Origin of the sequence: Actinomyces oricola (genome assembly GCF_004104015.1) — a bacterium.
Classification (GTDB): domain Bacteria; phylum Actinomycetota; class Actinomycetes; order Actinomycetales; family Actinomycetaceae; genus Actinomyces; species Actinomyces oricola.
Window position 1 is genome coordinate 71,614 of the sequence record NZ_RYFV01000006.1, and the last position, 18,023, is coordinate 89,636.

Here is an 18,023-nt window from a genome sequence, read left to right on the forward strand (position 1 = left end):
TCGGTTCGGCAAGGATGAATGTGCAATGGCGTACCCGTTCGCACATTCATTCCGTTCCTGGGCGCCCGGATTCCGGGCAGATCCGCAGGATTCCGCGCTTCTTCGCTCCTTGGGGGAGGAAAGAATGTGCAACGCTCACACCCGGGCGCGCGTCAGGGGGATCCCAGACGGAACAAGCCCCTGGAGCCGGGCGGCGTCAGAGTCGACAGGAATGTCCCCCGGCTCGCGGCCGCGCTCGACGACCCGGTTGCACTCATCGACGAAGACGACACTCGGCAGGTAAGTGCGGGCCTCCTCATCGCTCATCTGGGAGTAGCCAATGAGAATGACAATGTCGCCAGGGCTCACCAGATGAGCGGCCGCCCCATTGACACAGATCCCACCCCCGCCCCGCTCACCGGGGATCACATAGGTGGACAAACGGTTGCCATTAGTACAGTCACAGACATCGACACGCTCACCGGGCAGAAGATCAGCAGCATCAAGAAGGTCGGCGTCCACGGTGATGGAGCCGACGTAGTCCAGGTCGGCCTGGGTGACGGTGGCGCGGTGGATCTTGGACGTCATCATGGTCCGCAGTCGTGAACTCATCGTCGGCCAGCGTAGCGGCGCGCCATCGGCCGGAGAACCACAGGTGACCGATATGACAGGTGGTCTCCAACTACCGCTCTTCGTGCGCTTCGCGCACTCACCCTGCACCCACCTTGCTCCCACAACGCTGGGAACGGCGGCCGCCCTGGTCAGCGGAGCCGGACCAGAGCGTTGTCAATGAGCCGGGTGGTGCCCACGCGGGCCGCGAGCGCCAGAAGGCCGGTGCGCGCGCTCCCGCCCGTGCAGGGCACAGCCTCCCCGGGCGCGGGCAACCCCAGCCCCGCCCCGGCCAAGTCAATAAAAGTGTCCGGGTCGACCAGGGCAACATAGTCGACCTCCACCCCGGGGGCGGCGGACAGGTGGGTCAGCGCCGCCTCACGCACGCCGGCGGCACTATCGCCTCGCTTGGCGGCGTTGCGCCCGGCCTCCAGCGCCTGAGACAGGGCCAGGGCCTGGAGCCGCTGATCGGAGGACAGGTAGGCGTTGCGCGAGCTCATGGCGAGCCCGTCGGCCTCGCGACGGATATCCACGGGCACGACCTCCACCGGCACCGCCAGGTCACGCACCATGGCCCTGACAATGGCGAGCTGCTGAGCATCCTTGCGCCCGAAGAGGGCCCACTGAGGCGCGGTGAGATGCATGAGGGAGAGCACCACCTGACACACCCCGGCGAAGTGAGTGGGCCGGGTCCGCCCCTCCAGGACGGTGGCCATGGGGCCGGGGTCAATGCGCACGTTTGGCTCTCCGTGGGGGTACATGACCTCGGGGGAGGGGGCGAAGACGACGAGGCGCCCCACGCGCAGAGCCCCGCCGGAACCATCCAGGGCGCCCCTGAGCCCCTCAATGTCGCGCTCCAGGGTGCGCGGGTAGGCTTCCAGGTCCTCACCGGGAGCGAATTGGAGGGGGTTGACGAAGATGGTGACCACAACGGTCCCTTCGCCGCCCACCCGCCGGGCGGCCTCGGCGACGAGGTCGAAATGCCCCTGATGGAGGGCCCCCATGGTCATAACAACGGCACGGGGGGCGCAGTCCCCTGCCAGGGCGTCGGTAAGCTCGGCGCGGGTGCGGGCCAGGGTGACCGGAGCATGGGTGCGGGGCATGCCCCAAGGCTAGCCCCTGGGCGTCGACCCGCCCGAGCACTCTCCTTGAACCCGCCTGGTTCCCACCACCCAACCGCCCCGCGGGGCGGACCGGCAGAAACCGGGCGGACCGGCAGAAACCGGGCGGACCGGCAGAAACCGGACAGACCGGCAGAAACCGGACGGGCCGGCAGAGTGGGGGATCAGGGGTCCAGGACCTTGTGGAGCGCAGCGGTCTGCTCGGGGGGTAAGCATCCTTCACGGCGGGCCAGGGTGGCGCGGGCCAACGCCCGGTAGCTCTCGACGACATCGCTCAGGGGCGCCCCCGCCTCATCGCGCAGCGCTTCCAGGGCGGCCAGGTGCGTCGCGACGGTTCCGGCATCCCCGCGGGCGACGGGACCGGTGAGGGCGTTGTCCCCGCCCTCACGCAGGGTGCGGTCCAGGGCGGCGGTGAGCAGGGGGCGCATGGTGGCGGCACCGTCGTTGACGCCGGCGGCCTGAAGGGCGCGCACAGCCTGGCTGACAAGAGTGACCAGATGATTGGCGCCGTGGGCGAGGGCGGCGTGGTAGGCGGGGCGCGACGCTTCCTCCAGCACGAAGGGCTCGCCGCCGAGCTCGACCACGAGGGCCTGGGCGATGGGCAGGGCGATGGTGGGGGCGGTGACGGCCATGGGGCAGCCAACCAGCCGCGCGAGGTCCACGCTCATGCCGGAGAAGGTCATGGCCGGGTGGATGGCCAGCGGGATGGCGCCCAGAGCTTGGGCGGGCTTTAGGATCCCGACGCCTTTGGCCCCACAGGTGTGGACTACCAGCTGGCCCGGCTGCCAACGCCGCAGGTCGGCCAGCCCCTGGACCAGGGGGCCGAGGGCGTCGTCAGGGACGGCCAGGAGGACGAGTTCGGCGCGTTCGACGATGAGCTCAATGTCGAGCAGGGGGGCATTGGGCAGGAGCACGTCGGCACGTTCGCGGGAGGCTTGGGAGACGGCGTGGACGCCGATGATCTGGTGGCCGGCTGCGCGCAGGGCACTGCCCAGGACGGCGCCGACCCGCCCGGCGCTAATAATGCCCACGCCCAGGCGTCCGGGGCGTGAGCCGGTGGAGGAGATCGGGGAGGTCTCAGGCATGTTGTCGATCGTCTCATGCCTGCCCGGGAGGGCTGTCGCTGACGGCCCGGGCCAGCCAGCGGTCCAGTTGTTCCTCTTTGCTGCGGCGCAGGGCCCGCTCACTAATGAGGTGGTGGATTTGGGCGGCGTCCGCGGCGTCGAGGTTGCTAATGGCGGTGACCACGTCCCGGTCCACCATGTCCAGGCTCAGGCGGGCTAGGCGCCGGCGTCGCGCGAAGGGCCCCTGGGTGACTTTGAGGGATTGAATGCGCTCGTAGGGCACGACGCTCACGCGCCGCCACCACCGGCCTGCGCGAATGATGACGCAGGTGTCGGTTAGGGCGATGGCGTCGCGCCGCCACCCTAGGGGCGCCCATATCCAGGCACGGCGCGGCAGGCGGATGAAGCCGCGTTGCGGGGATCCTGCGGGCGCGTCGGCGGGGCCGACGCCTTCGTTGTCACGGCCGGTGAGGGCTTGGGCGAGGAGGCGGTTGGGGTCGGGGGCGCCCAGGTCGGGGGCCACTAGCCATAGGGCTTGCAGGGCTGTGCTGCGATCGCCGACCGGCAGGAGCGCGGTGGTGGAGGAGGAGGCCCGCTCCGAGTTGTCTGGGCGCTCGCGCCCGGCGACGGTGACGATGGCGCTCCACCAGTCCTTGCGGCGCCACAGGGCGGATTGGCGCAGGGCGACGGCGTGGATGCGCCCTGGGGGCAGGGTCACTGAGGTGTCGGCGGTCAGGCCGAAGCGCATACGGATGCCGGCGGGGGTGGCGGCGGCGTTGAAGCCCCAGCCGCGGTTGAACGCCGACCAGGACGCGGAGGTGAAGGCCGTGGGGATGGCGATAATGGGCAGGAGCGCTATGAGGGCTTCCCATGGGCGTGAGGTCAGGATGGCGGTGGCGATGGCTGCGCCTGCCGTCACCAGGGTGAGGGCGACGGCGGCGATGGTGCGCCCGCTGCGCACAATGGAGCCCAGGAGGATGCCGCTGTCGACGGTGTACAGGGGGTGCTCTTGAGCACCGCTCCCGGCGGCCGCCAGAGGGGTGTCGGTGACGTCTTCAAAACCGAGAATGGGGCGCGCGGATGGGGGCGGCGTGGTGGCGCCGCCGGCGTCGGTTGCACTTGTGGTGGCGTCGGCGTCGTGGGCGGCGTCTTGTGCTGTGGTGGCGCCGGCGGCCAGGTCAAGGATCTCCTGGCGCAGCCGCACCAGGTCGTTGGTGCGCAGGTATCCGATGACAATGCGGGAGTCTCTTCCTCCGGCGACTTCCACGGTTAGTTTCCCTAGGCCGACGAACCGTCCGAGCAGGGGGTGGACGATGTCGACGGATTGGATGCGGGGCAGGCGGGCTTGGCGCAGTTGCTTGTAGAGGACGCCGTTGCGCAGGTAGACGCCGTTGGCGTCTACGGCGTAGCTGCGGGCCCACCACTGGGCCACGAGTACGCCAGTCAGCAGCAGGAGGGCCCCGGCCATCCCGGTGAGGATCCAGATGAGGGTGCCGCCGGTCGGGCTGAATCCGTGTTCCTTGGCGTAGTGCACGGCGCGGATGAGGTCGTCGAGGTTCTGCACGGTGAGAATCGCCAGGACGGCGGTGATCGCCTTCCACCCCTCCAGCAGCGGGGAGATCGGGTGGACCCGGCGCCAGGTGACACCGTGGGGCAGGGCCATGCGCCCGGCTGGGTTTGCGCCGCGGCCGCGCCGGCCGGGCGCGGGCCGGGCGGTGGCGTTGTGCGCGCTCACAGGCCGGCCATTCTCTGTTCGCCGCGCTCGGAGAGGATTTGGCGCAGATGTTCGGCTTGGGCCACGGGTAGGCCGTTGATGGTGGCGTCGGTGCTGGCGGAGGCGGTGTGGAGTTTGACTTCGGCAATGCCCAGCCGTCGGGCGAGCGGCCCCTGGGAGGTGTCGACGTACTGCATGCGCCCGTAGGGGATTGTCGACAGTGAGCGAAACATGACGCCGCGCCGCCACAGGAGGTGGTCTTCGGTCAGGGCGTATCCCATGGCCCGCACCTGACGCGGGATGAGCCACAGTTCCCAGAGCATGATAGTGGCGCCCAGTGCGGCCCCGAGGTGGAACCAGGGGCTCAGGGATAGACCGAGGCCGGCGAAGGCCAGGATGAGGACGATGTTCGTCGCGCCGTTCATAAGGAGCCGGGCGGTGATGAGGCGGGGCGAGACCGGGTTGAAGTCGATGCCCGTGGGGGTGAAAGGGGAGCCGGGGGCGGTGTGGGCGCCGCCGACCGGGTCACTGGCGCGGGGGCCCGGGGCCTGGGGGACGGTGGTGATCGGCTGGCGGGCGGAGATGGGGTGAGTGTCCGGTGAGGCAGGCTGGGGGCTGGGCTCGCTCATGGTGGCACTTCCTGGTCGCTGGGGCGCCTTATACTCCCATACCCTCGACAAGAGCCCTCCCAGCCCGGCGGCGCCCCGCAGTGGCGCCCCGCAGCGGCAGCTCAGGAGGATGCCGGCGCGCCGGGGGCATGGCGCGCCGGTACAGGCGTACAGGGGTGCCAGGTGCTGATGGAGGCGTCAGCGAACCCTGCCCCCTACCGCTACCTACTTGTTAGTAGGTAAGCTGTTGGGTGTACCGCCGAGCTTCAATGGGGAGGCCCCACATGACAGACAGCACCAGTTCAGCTATTCCCGCCGCACCCGATCTCACGCCCGGCACGGTCAGTGACGTCGCCCAGGCGGCCACCCAGGCCATTGGTGGGGACCGATGGGTGGATCCCGAGCTTGTTTCCCTAGCCCGTCGCGCTGCCGCCCAGGGCACGGTCCTGTTGCGCAATAATGGCGCTCTGCCCCTGTCACCCGGATCCCCGGTGGCGGTTCTCGGGCGCGTCCAGGTGGATTGGTTCGCCGTCGGCTACGGCTCGGGGGGCGACGTGAACCCTCCGTACACCACCAGGCTCCTGGATTGTCTGGAGGAGGCGGGGGTCGCCGTCGTCGGCGAACTGGCAGCCGCCTACCGCTCCTGGTGCGCCGACAATGTCCCGCCCACCGGTGAGTGGGGGCAGTGGCCCCGCTACTATCAGGAGATGCCCGTGAGCCCGCCCCTGTTGGAGGCGGCGGCCGATCAGGCCGATACGGCGCTGGTTGTGGTGGGGCGCGCGGCCGGTGAGGACCGCGAGAACCTTCTTGAGCCGGGCTCCTACTATCTCACCCAGGATGAGCGCACTCTGCTGGGGCAGGCCGTGAACCATTTCGCCCGGGTGGTCGTTATCGTCAATTCCGGCAATGTGATGGACCTGTCCTGGGCGGAGGAGTTCGGGGTGGACGCCCTCCTGCTCGCCTGGCCCGGCGGCATGGAGGGGGCTCGCGCGCTCACTGACGTCTTGACCGGCGCCCTCGAGCCCGGGGGGCGTTTGACCGATACGATTGCGCGACGCTACGAGGACTACCCCAGCGCCGCCTTCTTCGGGGGCACTGAGTTTAATGACTACGCCGAGGACATCCTCGTGGGCTACCGCTATTTCGAGTCCCTTGCACCCCAGGAGGTCGCTTACCCCTTCGGTTTCGGGTTGGGGTACACCTCCTGGCGGGTGGCCCCGGGCCAGGTCCATCTGGAGCGGGGGTCGGGATGCGTCACGGTGGAGGCCAGGGTGACGAATACTGGCGCCCGCCCCGGTGCGACTGTGGTCCAGGTTTACGCGGGCGCGCCGCGGTCCGGTCCGGGGGCGGGCGGGGCCGCGTCTGGGTCGGATCGGGGGCCGGTTCTGCCCGTTCCTGAGCGCACCCTGGTTGCTTTCGGCCGCACCCGCGAGTTGGCGCCCGGCCAGTCCCAGGATTTGAGCTGGCCGGTGCCCCTGGAGCACCTGGCCTCCTTCGACGATTCGGGCGCCACTGGTTTTCCTGACGCCTGGGTGCTCCAGGCCGGCGAATACCCGCTCATGGTGGGTCTTTGCGTGCGCGACGCCGTGGAGGCCGGCTCCGTGCTGGTGGAGCGCACCGAGGTTCTGCGCCGGCTCGACCAGGCCCTGGCCCCGTCCCCTGAGCACCCGTTCCGGCGAATGACCTTGGAGCGCGACGCTGCCGGGACTCCGGCTCTGGCCTGGGAGGACGTCCCTGTGGGGGCCGTGGACTTGCGCGAGCGCATTCTGGCGGGCCTGCCCCGGGATCTGCCGTTGACCGGTGACCGCGGCATTCGTTGGCACGATGTGGCTGAGGGGCGGGCCGAGCTCGATGATTTCCTGGCCCAGTTCACCCCCGAGATGCTTGCCGACCTGACTTTCGGGGACATCACGATGAACTCCCCGCTGGGGGTGCCGGGCAATGCCGGGGCCTTCGGGGGCGTGACTCCGGCCCTGCGTGAGATGGGTGTTCCTCCGGTGGTCACTACTGATGGGCCCTCCGGTATCCGGGTGAGCGCCTACGCCTCGCTGCTGCCCTGCGGCACTGCCTTGGCCTCCACCTGGGATCCGGATCTTGTCGAGGGCCTTTACGCCCTTCACGGTGCGGAGATGGTCCGCGAGGGCTCTGACGTGTTGTTGGCCCCGGGGATGAATATTCACCGCAACCCCTTGTGCGGCCGCAATTTTGAGTATTTTAGCGAGGATCCGCTCTTGACCGGTTTGATTGCGGCGGCCGTGGTGCGCGGCATCCAGTCCCAGGGCGTGTCCGCCTGCCCCAAGCATTTTGTCGCCAATAACCAGGAGACGGCGCGCACCGTGTGCGATTCGCGGGTCTCGGCCCGGGCGTTGCGGGAGATCTACCTGCGTGGTTTTGAAATCTGCTTGGTCCACAGTTCTCCGCGGGTCATTATGACCAGCTACAACAAGGTCAATGGGCAGTGGTCGCACTACAACTACGACCTGGCCACCACTATTCTGCGCGACCAGTGGGGTTATGAGGGCCTGGTTATTACCGACTGGTGGATGCGCTATGCTCCCGATCCGCTTTTCCCGGGCCTGGCGGACTCGGCGACGCGGGTGCGCGCACAGGTGGACGTGCTCATGCCCGGCGCCCGGACCCATGACGCGGTTCACGACGACGGCCACGATGACGCCGTGCTGGAGGGGCTGGCCGCCGGTAAGGGGCACGAACGCGGCCAGGGCCTGACCCTGGGTGAGCTCCAGCGCTGCGCACGAAACGTCCTGCGCGCGACGCTGAGCATTCGCCTGGCGGCCACGCGGCACTGAACTGAGCGTCCCATGGTGGGGCGGGAACAGCCTGTTTGCGGTCTGGCGGCCGCAGACAGGCTGTTCCCGTTTTCCGTTCCCAGTGCATCACGGGCCCTTGCAGGCGCATCCCTCACCTGGGGCCGGGCGACCTAAGGGGGCCTGCGGCCCTCAGGAGAGCCGGCTTCGCGGATAGCCGGCCATGTCATGACGACGACGGAGATTATCACCTTCTGCGCGAACCTCATTGAGGCCTGTCTGAACCGCCGGATTCACGGCGGCTTTCCGGAATGACGGCCCAGCCAACAGCGCCCGCATCGACTCTATTGGGTCAGGATGCACTCTGATTGACTAACGCCACCGACTCCTCGTCGGAAATGAACCGTAATGCACCTTATGGTGCGAGGTGCTTTCTGACCCTTCCCCTTCGCGCACACGGAAGAGACCGTGCGGTCTTAATGCACCTTATGGTGCGAGGTGCTTTCTGACTAAAGATTTCGACGTCTGACACCTGACTCCTCTACTGTCTTAATGCACCTTATGGTGCGAGGTGCTTTCTGACCGCGGCCATCCTGCTCCTCCTGAGCATCGTGCTCCTGGTCTTAATGCACCTTATGGTGCGAGGTGCTTTCTGACGGGGGAGGACTGGTATGACGAATTCGAGATTCTCACGTCTTAATGCACCTTATGGTGCGAGGTGCTTTCTGACTCTCAATTCCTGAGCACGTGATGGAAGTCTTGGCGGTCTTAATGCACCTTATGGTGCGAGGTGCTTTCTGACACGAGGAATTCGACGTGCTCACTCCGGAGAGCATGTCTTAATGCACCTTATGGTGCGAGGTGCTTTCTGACATATGGTGTGTGATTACTGCAGCGCTGTCATTCGTCTTAATGCACCTTATGGTGCGAGGTGCTTTCTGACGCCGTCACCACGGATTGGTCGATGACGCGGGGCCAGGTCTTAATGCACCTTATGGTGCGAGGTGCTTTCTGACCTTGAGGATTGTACTGTTGATGCGCCTCAGGATGTCGTCTTAATGCACCTTATGGTGCGAGGTGCTTTCTGACCTCAAGGCTGTACGACAACAGCTCAATCAGGAGTCTTAATGCACCTTATGGTGCGAGGTGCTTTCTGACATGGAGATCCTGCATCACCACGGTATAAAGCCGCGGTGTCTTAATGCACCTTATGGTGCGAGGTGCTTTCTGACGAGACAACACAGACCCCGACGTAGAACCCTACGTCGTCTTAATGCACCTTATGGTGCGAGGTGCTTTCTGACCGAGAAGGTCCTGGCTGAAGTCGAGGAGGTCGATTCCTGTCTTAATGCACCTTATGGTGCGAGGTGCTTTCTGACTTGCGTCGATAGTAGCTCCATCCGTGACATCCTTGGTCTTAATGCACCTTATGGTGCGAGGTGCTTTCTGACCTACAGGGGCTTCTATTTTGAGGCTTGGCAGCGAGCAGGTCTTAATGCACCTTATGGTGCGAGGTGCTTTCTGACTGAAAAGAGACTGTCATGGACGAACCCGGTCCATCTCTTGTCTTAATGCACCTTATGGTGCGAGGTGCTTTCTGACAACAACGAACCGACCCCTTCTTCCGAAGAGAAGAAGACGTCTTAATGCACCTTATGGTGCGAGGTGCTTTCTGACCCGACGGACTATTGTTCTTCGGGCCAATTGTCGACGTCTTAATGCACCTTATGGTGCGAGGTGCTTTCTGACGCATATTGGCGATTATATTCGCCGAACGAACTGTCTTAATGCACCTTATGGTGCGAGGTGCTTTCTGACTGCACTGCAAGGGAAATGCAAAAACAGATTCCCGAGATGTCTTAATGCACCTTATGGTGCGAGGTGCTTTCTGACCCCTGCCCCAGAAGCCGCGTCATGACGCCACTTCAAGGGCCTGGATCGCCACCGGCCCCGCAAGCACCCCAACGGGGTGGCTAGCACCGCCCCCATTCTGCCACTTCTCCCTGCAATCACGCCACTCGCCACCGACGCCACTTCCACGCCCCCGGCAAACAACTTCCGACGACGTCATGCCGAAAAGTCGCCCTCCAACACCACCCCCACCCAGGACCAAAGCCCCTTGACAAACGTGATACGACTGTTCATAAAGGTGATCGACGGATTGAGTCGGTTGTGAGTAACGCGGTGGCGATACCCAACTCCCAGCCCTGACACCAGGCCCATTTGCGTATCACCTCCGACGGCTGCGCCCCACTGCCTCAAGCGGGGGCGCCTCCACCGCCAGCTCGGGGGCCTTGGTGCGCACCAGGCGCCCCACTGCCTCAAGCGGGGGCGCCCCTCGATGGCAGAGAGCCGGAGCGAACATCGGACTCGTCGTCATCGTCGCTCATGTCGATGGCGCACCAGTGCTCGACCAGCAGACCGACACCGCACCACAGGGCGCAGGCGACCATGCACACCCCAGAGGACCAGGCCAAGGAACTCATGGCCGGGGAGTCGGGGGCGAGCAGCGCATGAACGAATCCACCGGCGTAAAGCCCGGCAACAATGGCGCCCACAATCGCCGATGCCTTGGCCGCGACCGCGGTTGTCGCCGCCCCGGTGGGAGTCATCCAGGTGGCCTGTCGCGCACGAAAACGACGCACCGCCAGCCCGGCCGCCAGGACCACCACAGCGATCCCCAGGGCCGCGGCCGCCCCCCACATGGTGAGCATGGGGAACCATCCGCCGTAACGGACAGTGAGGTCGGCAATGACCCAGACCAGGACAGCCGGGGCGACGAAGCACGCGAGGACCCCCGTCCAACGCGTGCGCCGCATCACAATTCCTGCCCGGGGTTCCTGCGCTCAGCGTCCCAGGTCGCCGAGGAGGTCCAGGAGCCCGCGGCGGAGGTCCCTGACGCCGGGGCGGCAGTGGAACCATCCTGGGCCCGGTCAGTGGACGCGCCGGGCACGCCAGATGCCGGCGAGGGCGTGTGCCCGGGCATGGTGATAGGGCTGGACGAGGGGGACGGCGACGCCGTCGGCGTGGGGTGCGGGACGGAGGCCGGAGGCATGTGAGGGGCCGAGGCCGAATTGGACACCGGGGGTGCGCCAGGTGCCCGCGACGCGCCGGGCATGGAGATGGGTCCGGGTGAGGAGGACGGTGCCGGGACCGCGTCAGACATAATGATGCTCCGCGCTGAGGACGGCCCGTTCTCCTGCGGCTCGGCACCCGGCTCAGCATCGGCGCCCGCGTCCGAGTCGACCACCGCCTCAGACAACTCGGTGGCGGAATCCTCGCGATCCTCGCGCCCCTCCGCGGGCTCCCCGGCAGCAGGCGGCTCAACGTACTGGCCGGTGGGCAGGGCGGGCAAGCGGTCGGAGTCGAGCCAGTCCAGCGCCAGCCAGCGCACACCGTCAGCGTCGGGGGCATTCTGCGCCAAAGTGGCCACGGACTGCCCGGCGAGCTCGGCGAAGGGGTCCGCCTGCGCCCAGGGGACGAGCACGAAGGCCCGCTGGGAGGCGTGCGGGTGGGGCAATGTGAGCTCGGGATCCTGCGAGGTCACGCCCTCAACCGTAATGAGGTCGGCGTCCAGGGTGCGCGGCCCCTTGGGCTCGGTGCGCACGCGTCCGGCGTCGGCCTCCAGGGTGTGGCACAGCTCGAGGAGCTCGCGCGGGGCGAGCGTCGCGGTACCAATAACAACAGTATTGAGGTAGTCGGGCTGCGCAGGATGGTTCTCGTCAACGAGGGCGGCGGTGCGCGCCAGTGGGGCGATATCCGTCACGGTGACGCCCTCAGTGGAGCGCAGGGTGGCCACGGCGGTGCGCAGGGCCTGGACCACACCGCCAACATTTCCACCCAGGGCAATGACGAAGCCGACCGGGCGGTCGGGCCGTTGGGTGAGGGGGTCAACAGGCTCGGGAGCAGGAGGCGCCGCGGCCGGAGCGGGTGCCGCCTCCTGGGCGGACTGGTAGGGGGCCGGGGGCTCACCCCCCTGCGGTGCGTATGGCGTGGCCGCGTCGGGGGCGGGCTCGGCGGGCCGGTTCGAGGCGCCCTCCCACCAGGTGGAGCCCGCCTCGGGCGCGCCAGGGCGGTCTCCCGGCCGGGGGCCAGAGGCCTCGGGGGCGGCGGGGGCCAGCGGGTCGGGGGCCGAGTGGTAGGGGTCGGGGGCCGAGTGCTCGGCCCCGGATCCCGCCGACGGCGCGAACGGGGCCCGGGCCCCCTCCGGGCCGGGCGCGTCGTAGGCCGCGGCCGCCATGGACGCAGCGGCCGCGGGGGCCGGCGTCGAAGCCGCCGGTGCGGAGGCGGACCCGGCCGACACCGGCCCGGGAGCCGACCCGGCCGACACCGCTGCGGGAGCGGACCCGGCCGACACCGCCGCAGAAGCGGAACCAGCTGAGGCGGAGACGGGGGCGGACCCGGCCGACACCGGTCCAGGAGCGGACCCGGCCGACACCGGCCCGGGAGCCGACCCCGCCGAGGCCGGTGCAAGGGTGTGGGCCGGAGCTCCAGCCCCATAGCCAGGGGCCCCGGCACCCTGGGCGGGGGCCCCGGCCCCATCGCGGACAATGGTCACCGACACGTCCTCGAAGGCGACATCCAGGGGCGCGTACGGCTTGTGAACAGTCACCTCAACCCCCTGAACACGGGGGAAGGCGAGCACGGCGTCACTAATGCGCTCAGCAAGAGTTTCAATCAGGCCCACCGGTTCGCCCTGGATAATGGCGACAACGGCCCCGGCCACGCTGCCGTAGTCGACGGCGTCGTTCAGGGAGTCGGTGACAGCAGCAATGGCGGTACCACGCGGCCCCAGCTTGAGGACGACATCGACAGCGAAGAGCTGCCCCTCCTGCCGTTCAAAGGGGAGGACCCCGTGGTAGCCGCGGGCCGACAATCCGGTGAGTCGGATTGTGTCGGCGGTGGCGCTGTCGGTCGTACTCATCGGGATTCCTTCCAAAAGGAGGCGGTTCGAACGGCGTCCCGGCTGGCCGGGACCTCATGGACTCGCACTGCCCAGGCGCCCGCCGCGGCGGCCAGGGCTGTGGAGGCTGTGGTGGCCGCTTCCCGGGCCAAGGGGTCGGCGGCCGCGCCGGGGGGCACGGCCAGGGACAGGAAGCGCTTGCGGGAGGCACCCACGAGGAGCGGGTGACCCAGGTCCTCAATGAGACGGGCGGTAGCGGCCAGCAGCCGCCAGGACTGCTCGTGGGTCTTGGCAAAACCCAGGCCCGGGTCCAGAACGATCTGCTCGGGGGCGACCCCGGCGTCCTCGAGCTCGGCCAGGCGGCCGCGCAACTCAACCTCGACGCCACTGACGACGTCGCCATTGTAGTCGGTGAGGGTGTCCATGCTCTCAGGCGTGCCGCGCCAGTGCTGACAGACGTAAACGACGCCGGTGGTGGCCACCAGCCGATGCATGGCGGGGTCGGCCAGCCCACCGGAGACATCATTGATAATGACGGCGCCGGCCGCCACGGCGGCCTCGGCGGTGGCCGAGTGGATGGTGTCCACGGAGACGACGGCGCCGGCCGCGGCGAGCTGAGAAATGACCGGCAGGACTCGGGCCTGCTCCTGGGCCAGGGTGACGGGAGCGGCCCCGGGGCGAGTGGACTCCCCGCCAATGTCGAGGATGTCGGCGCCCTGTGCAACCAGGTCAAGACCGTGGGCAACAGCGCCTTCGGCAGTGTCCCAGCGGCCGCCGTCAGAGAACGAGTCGGGGGTGACGTTGACGATGCCCATGACCAGTGTTCGCCCCGCGGCCAGGGACTCGGGCAGCGGCGCCGGTGCAGGAATCTCAGATATCACACCCCCAGGCTAGCCGGTTCAGGGCACCAGCGCGGCGTGCCGCGCAACCTCCGGAGGGCTCTTATGCCCTCCACAGCGATTTCTCCTCGTTTCGGCAGGGTATTGAGCGTGCTCGGCGCCGACGGTGCGGCGAGCCTCCGCCTTTTGGTGGACATGGCGGTGCGGGCGCGACGTTCGACGCGTTCCCGGAGTGAAGGAGCGCTCATAGCGTCGAAGCATCAGTTCACGCTCCGATTCCTCCGACTCCGAGGAGACCGCTATGAAGCACCGTCACCGCACTGCGCCCCGGGAGGACGCCGACACCCGCCTGGCCGTGGTCGTGGCCAGGGACCTGACCAAGGTCTACGGCTCGGACCAGGCGCGAGTGGCCGCCCTCGACCACGTCAACCTCGCTGTGGAGCGAGGCCAATTCGTTGCCATTATGGGCCCCTCGGGCTCGGGGAAATCCACGCTCTTGCACTGCCTGGCGGGCCTGGACTCCCCCACCTCCGGGTCCGTCCTCATCGCCGGGCACAACCTGGCCTCCATGAACGACACGCAGCTCACCCGCGTGCGCCGCGACCGGCTCGGGTTCATCTTCCAGTCCTTCAACCTCCTCCCCGCCCTCACCGCCGAGGAGAACATCCTTCTGCCCCTGCGCCTCGCCCGCCGCAAACCCGAGCCGGACTGGTTCCAGGAGGTGGTGTCCACCCTGGGGATCGGTGACCGTCTCACCCACCGTCCCCGCGAGCTCTCCGGCGGCCAGCAGCAGAGGGTCGCCGCAGCCCGCGCCCTGGTGGGCCGCCCCGAGGTGATCTTCGCCGACGAGCCCACCGGCGCCCTGGACACCGCCTCCGCATCCTCGCTCCTGGAGACGCTGGCCCGCATGTGCCAGACACTGGGTCAGACGGTGGTCATGGTTACCCACGACCAGGACGCGGCCTCCGCCACAAGCCGCGTTATCCACCTGCGCGATGGGCATATCACCGGTGACGCTCCCGTCGGGCGCCCCAGTGGGACCCGGGCCACGGCGACGGCGCCCCTGGTGCCCGGCCCGCCAACCGCCCCGGTCCACTGCGCCGGTATGGGGGCGCGGTAATGCCCTCCCTGCTTGACATCCGTCGCACGGCCGCCGCCCTCATGGCCGTGGCCATGAGCACCACCCTCATCGCCTTCACCCTCATAGTCTCCAACTCATTCACCGCTCAGATCATCGCCGGGGCCCGCGCCTCGGTCGGCGACGCCGACGTCGTCGTCCTGCCCGAGCAGGGAAAGGACCTGGCCCCGGAGGCGGCGCAGACAATCTCTGCGGCGCCGGGGGTCGCCGGCGTGCGCCCCTACATTGAGGAGCACATCTTTCTCAACCGGCCCGGCACTGCCCACGACCAGCACGCCTTCGTCCTGGACGTGCCGGTCCTGGCCGGCAGCACCCGCCTAATGGAGGGCCGCCTGCCCGACGCCACTGGGGAGATCGCCGTCTCACCGTCGCTCGCACAGAGCCAGAGCCTTGGAGTCGGCGACACGACCTCCCTCATTGAGGACCCGAGCAGCAGCACCACCCCCTCCACCGCCACCATCGTTGGCATTATCCAGCCCGGGGCTGACATTACGCGCGTCGATCCGCGGGAACTCATCATTTTCGCCACCGCTGAGGAGCGGAGCGCCCTGGGCTTGGGCACCACCCCCGCGGCCCTGTACGTCACCGGGAAGGACGGCACTTCCACCGGCGACCTGGTGAACTCGGTGAGGGACGCCGCCGGCAGCGCCCAGGTCTACCCCGCTGACGACATTGTTGTCATGCGCGCCCAGCGCGGCAACAGCATCGCCTCCGCCACGCTCCACCTGCTCACGATCCTCGGCCCGGTCTGCGCGGTCGTGGCCGCGATTGTCATTGCCACGACCTTCACCACACTGGTGGCGCGCCAAACGCGCATCACCGGCCTGCTGCGGTGCGTCGGGGCGAGCCGCCGTCAGGTACGCCTGGCGGTCCTGCGCATGGCCCTGCTCACTGGACTGATCGGCTCCGCCCTCGGAGCAGGGGTCGGCGCAGGCCTGACCGCGCTCCTGGCGCACGCCCGACTCGTCGACGGCTTAGAGCCCCAGCACCTCACCATTACCTGGACCTCCCTGGCCCTGGCCATCGCCCTGGACACCCTGGTCACTCTCGTGGCCACCCTGCGCCCCGCCCGGCAGGCCGGCCGCGTCTCCCCGCTGATCGCCCTGACGGGCCGGGTCGCCGGCGACCGGGCGCTGAGCCGGCGCCGCCTGGCGGCCGCCATCGTCGGGGCCGTGATCGCCGTCGGGGGCGCCGCGATTCTCATTGTCGCGATGCGCGCCCGGACCCTCGAGCTCATGGCCATGGGCGCGGTCGCCCTCATCTCCGGCGTGCTCGTGGCCCTGCCGCTGCTGGTGGTCGGCGCGTCCCGGCTCGTCGAGCTCCTCAGCGGCGTCCTCAAACGACCGGTCCTCCAGCTGGCGGCCCGCAACCTGGCGCGCAATCCGGGGCGGGCGGCGGCAACCACCGCCGCCCTCCTCGTCTCCGTGGTCGTCGCCGCCACCATGGCGACCGCCCTGAGCAGCATAGGGGCCTCGCTGGACAACTACCTCGATAACGGCTCCCCCATCGACATCCGCGTCGAAGGCATGACAGCCGACCAGGACACCGACTCCATCACCGAGCAGGTCCGCAATGCCCGGGGAGTTGCCGACGCCGTGCTCGTCCCCGAGCTGAACCTCCACCTGTCCTCCACTGCCGGCGCTAACGCCGATGACGATCATGACATCCATGACATCACCGTGCACGTGGTCGATGAGGCGGCCGTGGACTCCGTCATCCGCTCCCATCACGGCCTGAAGGGCCTGGACGACCAGACCCTCATTGTCGGCGGCATCTACGACCTGCCCGAGGGCACTAGCGTGACCCTCACCGGCCCGGCGGGCAGCGCCACCCTCACCGTCCACGTTGAGGAGGGCGGCTTCGGCCCGGTCATCACCCCCGCCGTCGCCCAACAGCTCGCCGGAACCGCCCCCACGCCCTCCGCCCTGTGGGTGCGCACCAGCGGCGACGGCATGGATGAGGCACCGACGCTCAGGGTCCGCGAGGCCCTGCGCGGCACGGGCCTCCTCGTGACCGGCTCCGCGGACGCCCGGGAGGCCTTCGCCCAGCAGATCCGCCGAGTGGCCGTCACCATCGGGGCAATCCTCGGTCTGGCCGTCCTCATCTCCCTGTCCGGCCTGACCAACACCACGGACGTGAGCGTCCTGGAGCGCACCCACGAGGTCGGCGTGATGCGCGCCACCGGCAGCGGGCGCGGGCAGGTGCGGGTGTTGTTCATCGCCGAGGCGCTCCTCACCGCCGTCCTGGGCGGGGTCATTGGGGTCGTCCTGGGAACTGTGCTCGGGCTGGCGGGCGTCACCGCGGTCATGGGCAGTCAGGACGGTTCAGGCCTGACACTCCAGATCCCGTGGCTGGAACTCGCCGGGATCCTCTTGATCACCGGCGCGGTCGGGGTACTGGCCTCCCTGCGGCCCGCCGGGCGCGCCGGCGCCGTGACCCCGGTGGCGGCCCTGGCCACCGACTAGAGGGTCTTAACGCCCCTGGCGGGCCCCGCCGGCGCGCCGAGGGCAGGACGTGGAGCGGGGGCAGGGGCGGCTCAGCCGGCCTCCCGCTCCCGGTGCACGGCGACGACGAGCTTGAGGCGGGAGGCCGCCCCGTACTTCTTCATGAGGTGGGAGACATGGGTTTTGACCGTGGACTCGGCGACGACGAGTCGCTGGGCGATCTCGGCGTTGGAGTAACCGTCGCACAGCAGGGCCAGGACCCCCTGCTCGGCCTCAGTCAGGTCGGGGCGGGCGCTCATCCGGGCGGGGCGCAGATGGCGGGCCACGAGCCGGGAGGTGGTGGCCGGGGAGATGGTGGTGCCGCCGGCGGCCGCCGCCTGGACGGCCCGCACAATCTCCTCGGGGGTGGAGTCCTTGAGGAGGAAGCCGTTGGCGGCCTGCGACAGGGCGGAGAGCATGGCCTCGTCGTCATCGAAGGAGGTCAGGACGACAACGGCGATCCCCGGGTGCTCAGCGCGCACGCGCCCCAGCAACTCCAGCCCGTCCATGCCGGGCATGCGCACGTCGGTGAGCAGGACGTGCACGGGCACCCGTCGCAGGAAGGCGAGGGCGTCTGAGCCGCGGCCGAAGGTGGAGGCGACCTCGATTCGGGGCGAAGAGGCCAGGTAGGCGCGCAGGGCGGTCAGAATGAAGGGGTCGTCGTCGACAATGGCCACCCGGATAATCTCCTGCGGGGAGCCGGCTCCAGATGGCGCGGGCAGGGACATCGGGGGCGTCGGGTTCATGGCAGGATGCTAGCGGGCACAGGCAGGACGGACAGGAAAGCGGCGAGTAAGGAG

The 18,023-nt window shown here is 68.5% G+C and carries 12 protein-coding genes and 1 CRISPR repeat array; of the genes, 3 read left to right on the plus strand and 9 right to left on the minus strand.

Features of this window, described 5'->3' with window-relative positions; translation table 11 throughout:
* Positions 1 to 135: 135 nt before the first annotated feature.
* The 5 genes from panD to EUC46_RS04110 all read right to left on the minus strand — a co-directional run bounded on the left by panD (position 136) and on the right by EUC46_RS04110 (position 5,116).
* A complete protein-coding gene (gene panD / locus EUC46_RS04090) occupies positions 136 to 591 on the minus strand; it encodes an aspartate 1-decarboxylase (protein ID WP_128772921.1) in 456 nt (151 codons plus the stop codon).
* 149 nt (positions 592 to 740) lie between these two features.
* Complete coding sequence (gene panC, locus EUC46_RS04095; RefSeq protein ID WP_128772922.1) at positions 741 to 1,691, minus strand: pantoate--beta-alanine ligase; 951 nt, start codon at positions 1,689 to 1,691, stop codon at positions 741 to 743.
* A 182-nt stretch (positions 1,692 to 1,873) separates the two neighbouring features.
* Positions 1,874 to 2,794: a Rossmann-like and DUF2520 domain-containing protein gene (locus EUC46_RS04100; protein ID WP_128772923.1), complete on the minus strand. Its 921-nt coding sequence runs from the start codon at positions 2,792 to 2,794 to the stop codon at positions 1,874 to 1,876.
* A 13-nt stretch (positions 2,795 to 2,807) separates the two neighbouring features.
* Entirely contained in the window at positions 2,808 to 4,508 is a 1,701-nt protein-coding gene (locus tag EUC46_RS04105; RefSeq protein WP_128772924.1) for a PH domain-containing protein, read from the minus strand.
* Positions 4,505 to 5,116, minus strand: coding sequence for a PH domain-containing protein (locus EUC46_RS04110; protein WP_128772925.1), 612 nt, complete (start codon positions 5,114 to 5,116; stop codon positions 4,505 to 4,507). Before EUC46_RS04110 ends, EUC46_RS04105 begins: the two co-directional genes overlap by 4 nt.
* A gap of 263 nt (positions 5,117 to 5,379) precedes the next feature.
* Between EUC46_RS04110 and EUC46_RS04115 the strand changes: the two genes are divergently transcribed.
* Positions 5,380 to 7,902 (plus strand): glycoside hydrolase family 3 protein, encoded by a 2,523-nt coding sequence (locus tag EUC46_RS04115; protein WP_128772926.1) that lies wholly within the window; start codon positions 5,380 to 5,382, stop codon positions 7,900 to 7,902.
* Positions 7,903 to 8,262: 360 nt separating this feature from the next.
* A CRISPR array of direct repeats spans positions 8,263 to 9,753; the repeat unit is 37 nt; unit sequence GTCTTAATGCACCTTATGGTGCGAGGTGCTTTCTGAC.
* Between the two features lie 428 nt (positions 9,754 to 10,181).
* Here EUC46_RS04115 and EUC46_RS04120 read toward each other — a convergent pair.
* From EUC46_RS04120 to folP, 3 genes are read right to left on the minus strand one after another with little or no spacing between them, the layout of a single operon-like run.
* Positions 10,182 to 10,679 (minus strand): DUF3180 family protein, encoded by a 498-nt coding sequence (locus EUC46_RS04120; protein WP_128772927.1) that lies wholly within the window; start codon positions 10,677 to 10,679, stop codon positions 10,182 to 10,184.
* Positions 10,679 to 12,784: a 2-amino-4-hydroxy-6-hydroxymethyldihydropteridine diphosphokinase gene (gene folK, locus EUC46_RS04125; RefSeq protein WP_128772928.1), complete on the minus strand. Its 2,106-nt coding sequence runs from the start codon at positions 12,782 to 12,784 to the stop codon at positions 10,679 to 10,681. Before folK ends, EUC46_RS04120 begins: the two co-directional genes overlap by 1 nt.
* Positions 12,781 to 13,641 (minus strand): dihydropteroate synthase, encoded by an 861-nt coding sequence (folP, locus tag EUC46_RS04130; RefSeq protein ID WP_128772948.1) that lies wholly within the window; start codon positions 13,639 to 13,641, stop codon positions 12,781 to 12,783. Before folP ends, folK begins: the two co-directional genes overlap by 4 nt.
* 262 nt (positions 13,642 to 13,903) lie before the next feature.
* Here folP and EUC46_RS04135 point away from each other — a divergent pair, with 262 nt between their 5' ends.
* The gene (locus tag EUC46_RS04135; protein WP_128772929.1) at positions 13,904 to 14,722 is read left to right on the plus strand and encodes an ABC transporter ATP-binding protein; all 819 of its coding nucleotides are present in this window, start codon (positions 13,904 to 13,906) and stop codon (positions 14,720 to 14,722) included.
* Positions 14,722 to 17,205: an FtsX-like permease family protein gene (locus EUC46_RS04140; RefSeq protein ID WP_128772930.1), complete on the plus strand. Its 2,484-nt coding sequence runs from the start codon at positions 14,722 to 14,724 to the stop codon at positions 17,203 to 17,205. The genes EUC46_RS04135 and EUC46_RS04140 overlap by 1 nt, the downstream gene beginning before the upstream one ends.
* A gap of 71 nt (positions 17,206 to 17,276) precedes the next feature.
* Here the strand turns inward: EUC46_RS04140 and EUC46_RS04145 are convergent, their stop codons facing one another.
* A complete protein-coding gene (locus EUC46_RS04145) occupies positions 17,277 to 17,951 on the minus strand; it encodes a response regulator (RefSeq protein ID WP_128772949.1) in 675 nt (224 codons plus the stop codon).
* Between the last annotated feature and the right edge of the window lie 72 nt (positions 17,952 to 18,023).